The following is an 11,410-nucleotide window of genomic DNA, read 5'->3' as shown; positions in this document are numbered from 1 at the left end:
GGGCACTTATGCACAGTGCCTCGTTATGAGTAGTTCGCCGGTAGCACCGGTCGAATTGCAGCGGAAATGCTGGTGATTTGGCCCTGTGGCGGGTGGCGCGACGCTGAACATAATTCTCGGCTCAGCCCAAAGGTGGCGGCTTCACAACTGGAGTACATCATGGCTCTGACCGACACGATGCCCCTGCTGACGTTCCGCGTCCGCGAGGTAGATTCATTTTCTGGCCTCCTCAAAACACCGAGATTATGCGGAGCATACGTGTCACAAAAAGTGCGGGATTGCCTCTGACTATCGCCTTTTCTAAGGCGAAACTGTTCATAACTGACAACTGTGCATAAGGGCACTTATGTACATCTACACATAAGAGCACGGAGTTGACCGTCGCCGGCTCGTTCGCCGTTTAAACCAGCGGGCCCTGATGCCATTTCGCAGCTTGTGAAAGCTGTCGTTGGATTCGCCGACGCCTCATGCACTGATGGTCTCGCGTCGCAGATTTGTCGATCGGCAGCTTCGGGGGCGCTGCAGACATTCGTTCAACAAAAAGCTCAACGGCCGGTTTCGACCACAGCGGCTGTTGGCTCGCCAAGATCGAGCGACTGCTGCCAGCCTGAAGACTAAGCCGCTCGCGCGGCAGCCGCTCCGGCGGCATTTGTTGATCTCGGCCCGGCACCCTGCCACCGTTGATCTGCGAGGCAGTACCGCCTCGCTCTTCAACAGGAGCAGGACCATGAACCCATCGTCTGAAGCCATCTCCCCGCTGCGCCAACGAATGATCGACGACATGCGCATGCGCAAGCTCGAACTGAAGACGCGCACCGCCTATCTCCGCGCTGTCAAGAAGCTCGCAGACTTCCTCAGACGCTCACCCGATACCGCCACCGTCGAGGACCTGAGGCGTTTCCAGCTGTACCTTGTCGATCAGGGCACTTCGCCGATCACGATCAATGCCACGATCAGCGGTTTGAAGTTCTTCTTCGGCATCACCCTTGGCCGGAATGAGTTGATGCTCAAGATGCAAACCGTGCGCGTGCCGCAGAAGCTGCCGGTCGTGCTCAGCCGCGACGAGGTCACGCGGCTGATCGCCGCGGCGCCGAACCTCAAGAGCCAGACCGCCCTGTCCGTCGCCTATGCCACCGGCCTGCGCGTCAGCGAAGTGATCGGGCTGAAGGTCACGGACATCGACAGCAAGCGCATGACCTTGCGGGTCGAGCAGGGCAAGGGCAGCAAGGATCGTTACGCCATGCTGCCGCCCTTGCTACTGGAGCGGCTGCGTGCTTGGTGGAGGCTGGCCAACGCGCAGGGCAAGATGCTGCCGGGCGGCTGGCTGTTCCCGGGCATGAACCCCACGAACCCGCTGACCGCGCGACAACTCAACCGTGCCATCTGCATCGCTGCTGAGACTGCCAAGATCGACAAGCGCGTGTCCATGCACACGCTGAGGCATTCATTCGCAACGCACCTGCTGGAACAGAAGGTCGACATCCGTTTGATTCAGGTGATGCTCGGCCATAAGAAACTGGAGACGACCGTGGTCTATACGCATGTAGCCACCGAGCTCCTGCGCGAAGTGGTCAACCCCCTGCAGGAGATCCAGCCGGCGCACTCGACAACATAGCGGCTCGTGGCGCACTCCACGCTGGAGGTCGCCGACATTTTCCGCACCCACGGCCCGGCTTGGAGAGTCGCGCAACGCGGCCACCTGAGCCTGGCCCAGCTCAAGGTCATGTCGGCCATCGAACAGTGCCGCAGTGCGGCGTTGGGTGGTCACGTCTTGCGCTGCGAAGGCTGTGGGGCCGATCAGGTCAGCTACAACTCCTGTCGCAACCGGCATTGCCCCAAGTGCCAGAGCAATGCTGCCAAGCGCTGGCTCGATGCGCGCCAAGCCGATCTGCTGCCGGTCGAGTATTACCATGTGGTCTTCACGCTGCCCTCGGCCATTGCCGACATCGCGCACACGAACAAGGCAGCGATCTATGGTCTGCTGTTCGACAGGGCCGCCGAGACGTTGCAGACAATAGCGGCCGATGCCAAGCACCTGGGCGCGCGCATCGGTGTCACGCTGGTCCTGCACACCTGGGGCTCGGCGCTCACGCACCACCCGCACGTTCACGGCATCGTGCCCGGCGGCGGACTGGCCGCAGATGGCAAGACCTGGACTGCTTGCCGTCCTGGGTTCTTCCTGCCCGTGCGCGTGCTCTCGCGTCTGTTCCGGCGGCGCTTCCTCGAAGGACTGCAGGAACTCCACCACGACGGGCAGCTGCGGTTCTTTGGCGAGCACATGGCGCTGCGGGACGCGAAGGCCTTCAGAGAGTGGCTTGTACCGATGCGGCAACAGGAGTGGGTGGTCTACGCCAAGCGACCGTTCGCAGGGCCGCAGGCGGTGCTGGCCTACCTGTCGCGCTACACGCATCGCGTGGCGATCTCCAACAGCCGCCTCGTCGCCATGGACGAGCACGGCGTGACCTTCCGCTGGAAGGATTACCGTGCCAAGGGAAGTACGCGCCACAAGACGATGACGCTTCAGCCGCAAGAGTTCATGCGGCGCTTCCTGCTGCATGTGCTGCCCACAGGCTTGCATCGCATCCGGCACTACGGCCTGCTCGCCAATGGCAACCGCCGCGACTGTCTGGCCCTGGCAAGGGCCGCGTTGCAGGTCGCTGTCGAGAGAACCGTCGGAGAGCCGGCGCCGCGCGCGCCGAGCTTCGTCTGCAGGCAGTGCGGGAAGCCCCTGATCGTCCTTGAAGTGTTCATGCGCGAGCGGCCATCGATCCGCGCACCGCCCAGTCGAGACCGTGGGCCATGAGAGTTAGCAAACCGCATCGGTTACATCGACTGCCGGCTCCGCATTGCAGGCCGGCGTGGGATAGCCTTGCATGGCCCATGGCCAGGCATCGGTCAGCCTCTGTTTGTGTCGCAACAGACGCCCAGCACCCATCTGCGTCCAAGGATAGCGCGTCGATGTCAATGCCTGTCGAACTGGCCGACGCCGGACATACCGCATCGCTTCAGCGGGGCCGCTGGGCCCAATCGCCATAGCCTTCGCAGCCGCGACATCCATCACCACATTCGCCGCGGCTTCCTCCCCCGAGGTTTGTCCGACACCTGCCCTCAAGGCGGTGTTGTGCGCCGCGCTGCGCTGACACCGGGCAGGTGTCCGACAAACCTAAACTGAAGCGGGCATAGCCACCTCATGCTCAGTTCCAACCAATTTGAGTTGCAACGAGCTTCCACCCAAGATGTTCCTTCCAGCCGCGGCACCAAACCGGGTGGGACTTCGAAACCTCAACTATCCAACCTCAGATTGCAAATAGCCTTTTCTTCTTTGTTTCGCCCGATTTCTAGAGGCGGCGCCCTGATCCTGATCCAGATCCGCTCCGTTGGCGTATTGATGGCATGCCTAGCCGATATTCTCCCCATTCCCCCAACACAGCGGCCCGTTTTGTCTTGATCAGTCGTTGGCGCATGACTTGCCCGAGTCAGCCGATTTGGGCGCTGTTGACGGATCTGGAGAGTTGGCCTCACTGGTGGCCTCAAGTGAGCCGGGTGCGCTTGCTGCACCGGGCACCGGTCGGCGAAGCGGGCACCCATGCGGCGCTGACCTGGCGTAGCCCGCTGGGCTATCGGTTCACCATCGAGGTGCTCAACACAAGACGCGAGCGCGCTGCTGATGGCCACTGCGAGATCGAAGGCCGGTCCAGCGGCGACCTGCTGGGTCAGGGCCTGTGGGTGTTGGATCCGGTGCCAGTGCCGGATCAGGTGCCTGGCACCGGCGCCGCCGCTTCGGTGCAGCAGGTTGACGTCACCTACCGCTACGAGGTCGAGTTAGGCAAGCGTTGGATGCGCATCGCCGCACCGTTGCTGCGCATCTTCTTCAAGTGGAGCCATTTCGCGGTGATGGAGGCCGGCGCAAAAGGCATGGCCGCCCGGCTCAACTGCAGCAGCAGCCAGCCCAAGCACTGGACCATGTCACAACGCTGACCGGTCAACTGCCGAATCTAGGTCGACCCGACCGTGCGGGCCGAATCTAGGTCAACCCGGCCTGCATGGCCGGGTCGACCGCAGCGGGGTCGATCGCGCCACAGAAATACAGCAGGCAGCCGACGTCCGAAAGCACACCCGCATGGCCAGTGCCGGCCGGTGCGAACTGGAACTCTTCCGCGCGCAACAACACATCACCGAGGAACAAATCGCCTTCCAGCATCAAGCACTCCTCGCCCAAGCCGTGCGGGTGCGCGGGCACGCTGGCGCCGGGCTGAAAGCGCACCAGCATGGCAATGCGCTCGCCCACCACATGCAGCGGTTTGATGTCCACGCCCTGGCGCAAGGGCTGCCAAGCTGCTGCATCGGCAGAGTGGCGGTGGGAGTTGAGGGTCTGTCCAAATTCGTTCGCGCTAGCGCCTGATTTGCTGCTGCGCCAGTAAATCAGGGCGCCCGTCGGGCTGCTCAAGCCAGCGTCGGCCGGCCAAGCGTTGGCCAGGCCGATCAATTGATAGTCTTGCGCCACCAGTGTCGGCGAGCCCAGCTCGGGCACATCCAGCTGCAGTGTGCCGCGCAGGACCAGAATTTCATGCACGGCAGCGCCTTCGCCATGCAGCTGAACCGCGCCCGCGCCGGGCGCCCATGCGGCGCCGGGCGCCAGTTCGATCAAGCTGCTTTGGCCGACAGCGTCCCGATGCTGGGGATAGAGGCGTACACCGAGGGCCAGGTCTTGCCAGACGGCGTCGGCCTGGCGAAGCGTCGTCATGCCGGCACTTTCTGCGGCGCTTTGCGCGACGCGGGCCAGCAGACGTTGGCGCAGCGCACCGGCCACCGCAGACGGCGGCTCGATGGGCGCCAACTCGACGGCCAGCGCGGGCAGCAGGCCCAGGCCGGCGGCAGCTGCCACGCCGGGCAAAGTGTGCGGCTCAAAAGCCAAGTCAGCCGCGAGATCGGCCTGGGGACGTGCGTGATTGTTCATATCAATTTTGCGGAGGAGCGGGCCGAGGACGTTTGCGGTCCCAAGCATTTGCGCAGGGCCAACATAGCCCGGCGCAGATGAGACTTGACCGTGCCCAAGGGCAGGCCAATCTGGCTGGCGATTTCTTCATGGGTCAGGCCCTTGAAGAAGGCCAAAGCCACCAACTGACGCGGCACGGCGTCGAGTTGGGCCAAGGCTTGGTGCAACTGCTGATGGGTTTGCACGGCCTCCAGCAGGTCATGTGGATCGTCTGTGCCGCCTTCGGTCTCCGCGAGCGCGTCCATCGCTTCGCCCAGCGCATCGGCGGACACGGTGTTGGCCAAAACCCGGCGGCGCGCGCGCAAGGCATCAAGTGCACGGCTGCGCGCAATTGTCAGCAGCCAGGCCAAGGCGCTGCCGCGCAGGGCGTCAAACCGGGGTGCCTGGCGCCAAACCTGCCAGAAGCAGTCTTCGGTGACTTCTTCGGCAAGGCCTGGGTTGCGCACGATGCGCAGGGCCAGACCGTAGACGCGGCCAACGCAGGCGCGGTAAAGCGCGTCCAAGGCGGCCTCGTCCTGGTGCACGATGCGCGCCAGCCAGGCTTGCAGCTGCGGGTCGTCCGCGCTGGGCATGGGGCGTAGCGGCGCCAAGTCGACATCCGCGTGGGCGTCCTCCAGCATGGTGACGCTGTCTTGCGCGTCGACCAAGTCATCGATCTCACAGGGCTCGACGCCCCTGGAGCCCGACGGCTCAGCCGGGCCAGCGAAGTAAACCATGGCAATTACCAGGCAAGGTGTTTCCCGGGGCGCAACAGACCGTGACCGTCGGGGCAAGGCAAAAAATGGCCCGGCCGCCGCATTGTGCCGCCAAGTTGTGACGGCCCGAGCGGCCGTCGCTGCGGCCGGGCTTGTTGGGTCAGAGCTTGCATGGTGCGTAGGTTTGAAAGTGCGGGCCGCCCAGACGACAGCTTGGGCGGGGCGGAATGACTGCCGTCTCCCATCGCTACGCCGGCCGCGTTGATTTGGATGCAGGGTGGCTGAAAGAAAATATTTTGCCGCCAGGCCGGGTGACCACGCGCGCGCTCAAGGTCGTCATAGGCCGCTTGTGCGGTTCGTTTGGGTAGCCCACCTGAGCATTTGCTCAGGTCCTGGCCTGGGGCGATTGCCTGTCAGCGCATCACCGGGCCGGGCCGGGCCGGGCCTGTCCAGCTGGGGTTTGCGTTATGGCAAGCCCCACTCCAGCGGGAACGATCTCGGTAAGCCTTGCGACGCCTACCGCCGCAGCATGCCGACGCTGTACAAAAAGTAGGTCGAAATCCGAGGGGCCGCGCTTGAGCAGTGCCCCTCGTTCTTTGTGTTCAAGCCTTCTTGCCCGGCGCCTTCAGCAGCCCCTCGCAAGTCGCGCGCTGCTTGTCGGCGGTATCGAGCTTGCTGCAAATGCCGTCTAACTGCGTCTTCAAGCGGGCGATGTTCACGTCATGCTTGCCGTCGGCATTCCACTTGAGCAACGCGCTGCCGACGTTTTGCAGCGAGCGGGCACTGCGCTCGTAAAAACTGCCCTTGTCCTGCGCCGCTTCACTGAACAGTTGTGCGGCGGTCTTCTCAATGCGGGCGGCGTCTTGCGGCGCCAGCTCGGTCAGCGCGGCCATATAGCCCGAACCCCATTGCAGCCGCGTGGCCGGGCCTTCGCTTTTGTTGAAGCTTTCTTCATACCAGCGCAGCGCCTCGTCCTTGCGGCCCTGCTTTCTGGCATTGCCGCCAAGCTGGCTCATCAGGTAATAGGGCGAATGGCTCTTGGCCAAGCTGGCCTTGAGCAGCTCATCGCTGTCTTTCCACAGGCCGGCTTGGCCCAGCCAATGGGCCGCTGAGCTGATGACGGCTTGGCGCTCATAGCCATCGGTGATTTCGCGGTCGGCTTTGGCCGCGGCCGCCTTGACATCTTTGACCAAGGCGGCATTCAGCTTGGGTTGCAGCTCGGCTTTTGGCGTGTCCAAGCGGGCCAGACTGATGCGCGCACCCAGAGCGCCCAGTCGGTCGGCGCGCGACAAGCTGGTGTCGGCTTCCAGTCGCTTGAGCGCCACTTCGAACTCGCCGATCAGCTTGGCTCTGGCTGCGCCGACTTCGGGCGTTAGCGTTTTAACAATATCGGCCGCGCCGTTGCTCAGCACGTCCATCTGCGCACGCGATTCGGCCGGGTTAGCCAGCACGCTGCGCACCAATTCCGCCAGCTTGGCATCGGCCTTCAGCCCTTTGCCTTCATTGCTGGCACTCAAGGCCTTCAGCCACAGCCGGGTGGTGGTTTCGGCGTCAACGCCCTGGGACGCTGCAGCCAGCTGCGCCAACAAGGCCGGCAGCTCGGCCGCAGGCACCAGCTGCGACTCACCGGTTTCCCAGGAATAAGAGCCCAGCAAGCGCCATTCATTCGCGCTCAGTTGCTTGCCTGCCTTGGCGTCGGCCAAGACATCGCCAACGGGTCGGCCGCCGGCCAAGCCCAGCTGCAAGACCTTGATCACCTGCGGCGCATCGATCTCGCCGGGCAGGCGGGTGATCTCGCGGCCATCGGCGCTGAACAAAATCATCGTCGGGTAGCCGCGCACCTTGAAGCGGAGCCCAAGCTTTTGCGCCCCTGGTGCGTCGCCGTCGATATGCACCGGCACGATGGCCTGGGTCTGCTCGATGAAGTCTTGCCGGTTAAACAGCGTCGCCTTCAATTGATTGCAAGGCGGGCACCATTTGGCGCCCCAGTACAGCAGCACCGGCTTCTTCTCTGAGCGAGCTTGGGCAAAGGCTTTTTCGATATCGGCGTCGGCATTGGCGGCTTGCCAGGCGACGCTCGCGGTGGCCGCCGCATGAACGGCAGGCACTTGGCAAAACAGGGCGGCCAGGCTGAGGGCGGCGGCGGCGGTGGCCGTGCGGGGAGTCGACAAATGGAGCTTCATGCGCGTGTCCAGGCGACCCGGCTCGGGCCACCTTTTGAAGAATGAATGGTCGCGCCATTGTGCGGCCTGGCGCAAGCGTTCGATATACGGAGAACAGCTGAGCTTCTTCGGGGCAGAGGCACTGTGAGGGTTAGCCGAACCTTCTGGGTCTTGTGTGGAGGGCTGGAATTGGAAGGCCACAAGATGCGCGGCGCCGTCACTCCGTTGATGGCTCTTCCGCTGACTCGCGCTCAGACCACCACACCACGACCGCGTCCACAGCGCTGAAACTTTGGCCTGCATGGGTCAGGCGCTTTGCTTAGGAGCCTGAACTGAGCAATCACGTCAATCACGCCAATGACGTCGGTGAGTTGCTGGGCAGGGTGCAAGCTACGGTGATGAAGATCGGCCCCTGCACTCGTGTTGCGGCGACCATGGTGTCTAGCCCGCCCTTGCCAACTCCAGCCCCAGCATGGCCCGCTTGGTCTGCGGCCCCCAGCGGTATTCGCCAAACTCCGCATTCGCCCGTATTACCCGATGGCAGGGGATCAAATAGGCAATCGGATTGGCCGCCACGCAACTCGCCACCGCGCGCACCGCCTTGGGCGCACCGACCAGCTGCGCCAACTGCCCATAGGACAGGACCTGCCCCTCGGGCACCGCCATCAAGGCCTGCCAAACCTTCAAACGCAGCGGTGTGCCCGACAAGGCCAGGCCGATCGGTCGGCGCGGACCCAGGCCCTGCATGCGGCGTTGCAGTTCGGTGACGATGGGGGCCAGCTCGGCGGCATCTTCCCGCCACTGCGCTTGAGGCAGCTTGGCGGCCGCGTCGGCCACCAATTGCGCCGGTGTGGCGCCGCGAGTGAACACCAGCGCCACCACCCCGCGCTGGCTGGCCGCCAGCCAAATCGGGCCCAGCAAAGTGTCCGCACAGGACCAGTGCAGCGTCAAACCCGCCCCGCCGGCCTTGAACTCGCCCGGCGTCATGCCGTCCAGTCCGACAAAAAGATCATGCAGCCGCGACGGCCCGGACAGGCCGGCGCCCCAGGCCGCCGTCATCACCGATTCGGCCTGCGCCAAGCTTTGCTTGGCCCGGTCCAAGGCCAGCGCCTGGCTGAACTCCTTGGGCGTCACGCCCGCCATGCCGACAAAGCTGCGCTGAAAGTGAAACGGGCTGAGGCCGGCCTCATCGGCCAAGGTCTGCAGCGGCACCGGCGCTTCAGCCACAGCCAGCCGCTCGATGGCGCTGCGAATGCGTTGGTAGCGCGTGTTCATGGTGAAAACTTAAGCATGGCGGCCGTCCTGAGCTGCTGTGAATGGCCGCGATTGTCAGCGCCGCTCGGTTCAGCCGCCACCCGTTTCTTGCGCCACTTGCGCCACTTGCGCCTGTTCGGCCTCGACCGCGCTGTTCAGCTCCTAGCGGGCCGGCGCGGCGTTCATGACAAGCGTGTGGCTCCGGTCAGCTCGCAGCCATAGACGGCATTGCGCAGCGCGGCGATGGCCTCGTAGCGTGTGAAGGTCTTGCGCCAGGCCAGCACCACGCGCCGCGTCGGCACCGGTGCGGCAAAGCGCACATAACGCAGATGCGGCTGCTCCTCCTTGGGCACGCTCAGGGCCGGCACCACCGTCACGCCCATGCCCGAAGCGACCATGTGTTTGATGGTCTCCAGTGAGCTGCCCTCGAAGCTCTTGCGGATGCCCTCGGCATCACTGGAGAAGCGCGCGAACTCGGGGCAGACTTCCAGCACATGGTCGCGAAAGCAGTGGCCGGCGCCCAAAAGCAGCATGGTTTCTAGCTTGAGCTCCTCGGCGCTGACTTCGCTGCGGGTGGCAAAGGGGTGGCCGGCCGGCACGGCGATCATGAAGTCCTCGTCATACAGCGGCGCCACCGCCAAGCCGGTGTCGGGAAAGGGTTCGGCCAGCACCGCGCAATCGAGCTCGCCGGTGCGCAGCATTTCCAGCAACTTGACGGTGAAGTTCTCTTGCAGCATCAGCGGCATCTGCGGGTAGCGTTCGATCACGCCCTTGACCAGCGCCGGCAGCAGATAGGGGGCAATGGTGTAAATCAGCCCCAGCCGCAAGGTGCCGGCCAACGGGTCTTTGCCACGCTTGGCAATCTCCTTGATGGCGCTGGCCTGCTCGAGCACCGATTGCGCCTGCCGCACGATCTCGCCGCCCAGCGGCGTTACGCTGATCTCGCTGGCACCGCGCTCGAAGATGCGCACGTCCAGCTCCTCTTCGAGCTTCTTGATCGCCACGCTGAGCGTCGGCTGTGACACATGGCAGGCCTCGGCGGCGCGGCCAAAGTGGCGCTCGCGGGCGACGGCAACGATGTAGCGCAACTCGGTCAAGGTCATGCGGACTCTCCTCCTGGGCTTGCATTGTGCTTGGCATTGGATGACCCGCCCTAGAACAAACCCTCGGGGGCCCGGCTACACTGCGGCCAAATTGGCGGGCCGGGCAAGTTTTGCGCGACCCGAGATCAGTGGACCGAGGTGACACCATGACCGAACGCAAACCGATGAGCTTGCAGCGCCTGCTCGATATGCATGCCAGCGGCGACAAGATTGCCATGCTGACCTGCTATGACGCCGCTTTTGCCAGCCTGCTGGACGACGCCGGCGTCGACGTGATGCTGGTCGGCGATTCACTCGGCAATGTCTTGCAGGGTCAGACCAGCACCGTGCCGGTCAGCCTGGACGAGATGGTTTATCACACCCGCTGCGTGGCACGCGGCCGCAAGAGTGCCTGGATCATTGGCGATCTGCCTTTCGACAGCTACCAGGCATCGCCGCAAGAGGCGTGGAAGAGCGCAGCGGCGCTGTTCAAGGCCGGCGCGCACATGGTCAAGCTCGAAGGCGGCGGCTGGACCGCGCCGGTGGTGCGCTTCCTGACCGAGCGCGGCATTCCCGTCTGCGCGCACTTAGGGCTAACGCCGCAGACCGTCACCATGCTGGGCGGCTACAAGGTGCAAGGGCGTGAGGACGCTGCGGCGGCGCTGATGAAGCGCCAAGCGCAGGAGCTGGTCGAGGCCGGCGCGCAAATGCTGGTGCTGGAAATGGTGCCGTCCGCGCTCGCGTCGGAGTTGACGCAGACGCTGGGCATCCCGGTCATCGGCATCGGCGCCGGTGTTGGCTGCTCGGGCCAGGTGCTGGTGCTGCATGACATGCTGGACGTCACGCCGGGCCGGCGCCCGCGCTTCGTCAAGAACTTCATGCAGGGCGGTGCCGGCTCGGTGCAAGAGGCGGTGCGGCGTTATGTCGGCGAGGTCAAGGCGCAGACCTTCCCGCAAGACGAGCTGCATGGATATTGAGCGGCTCGGTGCATATGCAAATCATCCACACGATCGCTGAGCTTCGCCAAGCTCTGGCCGGCAATTTGAATCGTGCTTTTGTCCCCACCATGGGCAGCCTGCACGACGGCCATTTGGCCTTGGTACGCCAGGGTCGGGCCGCCGTCGGTGCGACCGGCTTGGTGGTCGCCAGCATCTTCGGGTTGAGGCAGTCGGAGACGTCGTAGATGTCGAAGGGATTGGTGCCGTTGGGGCCGAAGTCCTT

General features: G+C 64.1%; 9 protein-coding genes and 1 pseudogene. 5 read left to right on the top strand and 5 right to left on the bottom strand.

Annotated elements, in window-relative coordinates:
• Window positions 1–727: 727 nt before the first annotated feature.
• From RMO57_RS15375 to RMO57_RS15365, 3 genes are all read left to right on the top strand, one after another.
• Window positions 728–1,615: a site-specific integrase gene (locus RMO57_RS15375; protein ID WP_310388096.1), complete on the top strand. Its 888-nt coding sequence runs from the start codon at window positions 728–730 to the stop codon at window positions 1,613–1,615.
• Window positions 1,616–1,621: 6 nt separating this feature from the next.
• A complete protein-coding gene (locus tag RMO57_RS15370) occupies window positions 1,622–2,803 on the top strand; it encodes an IS91 family transposase (protein ID WP_310388094.1) in 1,182 nt (393 codons plus the stop codon).
• A 590-nt stretch (window positions 2,804–3,393) separates the two neighbouring features.
• Entirely contained in the window at window positions 3,394–3,978 is a 585-nt protein-coding gene (locus RMO57_RS15365) for an SRPBCC family protein (RefSeq protein WP_310388092.1), read from the top strand.
• A gap of 46 nt (window positions 3,979–4,024) precedes the next feature.
• Here the strand turns inward: RMO57_RS15365 and RMO57_RS15360 are convergent, their stop codons facing one another.
• The 5 genes from RMO57_RS15360 to RMO57_RS15340 form a co-directional block, all read right to left on the bottom strand.
• Window positions 4,025–4,957, bottom strand: coding sequence for a cupin domain-containing protein (locus RMO57_RS15360; RefSeq protein WP_310388091.1), 933 nt, complete (start codon window positions 4,955–4,957; stop codon window positions 4,025–4,027).
• Window positions 4,954–5,712: a sigma-70 family RNA polymerase sigma factor gene (locus RMO57_RS15355; RefSeq protein ID WP_310388089.1), complete on the bottom strand. Its 759-nt coding sequence runs from the start codon at window positions 5,710–5,712 to the stop codon at window positions 4,954–4,956. The genes RMO57_RS15360 and RMO57_RS15355 overlap by 4 nt, the downstream gene beginning before the upstream one ends.
• Before the next feature lie 581 nt (window positions 5,713–6,293).
• Window positions 6,294–7,874 carry a thioredoxin family protein gene (locus tag RMO57_RS15350; protein ID WP_310388087.1) on the bottom strand — a complete coding sequence of 527 codons (1,581 nt, stop codon included), beginning with the start codon at window positions 7,872–7,874 and terminating at the stop codon, window positions 6,294–6,296.
• Window positions 7,875–8,294: 420 nt separating this feature from the next.
• Window positions 8,295–9,128 carry a methylated-DNA--[protein]-cysteine S-methyltransferase gene (locus tag RMO57_RS15345; protein WP_310388085.1) on the bottom strand — a complete coding sequence of 278 codons (834 nt, stop codon included), beginning with the start codon at window positions 9,126–9,128 and terminating at the stop codon, window positions 8,295–8,297.
• A gap of 161 nt (window positions 9,129–9,289) precedes the next feature.
• Entirely contained in the window at window positions 9,290–10,210 is a 921-nt protein-coding gene (locus tag RMO57_RS15340) for a hydrogen peroxide-inducible genes activator (RefSeq protein WP_310388083.1), read from the bottom strand.
• Between the two features lie 146 nt (window positions 10,211–10,356).
• Here RMO57_RS15340 and panB point away from each other — a divergent pair, with 146 nt between their 5' ends.
• Both panB and RMO57_RS15330 read left to right on the top strand, forming a co-directional pair.
• Window positions 10,357–11,166 (top strand): 3-methyl-2-oxobutanoate hydroxymethyltransferase, encoded by an 810-nt coding sequence (panB, locus tag RMO57_RS15335; protein WP_310388082.1) that lies wholly within the window; start codon window positions 10,357–10,359, stop codon window positions 11,164–11,166.
• Between the two features lie 14 nt (window positions 11,167–11,180).
• Window positions 11,181–11,345 (top strand): annotated as a pseudogene (locus RMO57_RS15330) (pantoate--beta-alanine ligase); the annotation flags it as partial.
• Window positions 11,346–11,410: the final 65 nt, after the last annotated feature.

Source organism: Roseateles sp. (assembly GCF_031397715.1).
In the GTDB taxonomy this organism is placed as follows: domain Bacteria; phylum Pseudomonadota; class Gammaproteobacteria; order Burkholderiales; family Burkholderiaceae_C; genus Paucibacter_A.
Note: the sequence above shows the minus strand (reverse complement) of the source record. Positions and strands in the feature narration are given on the sequence as shown.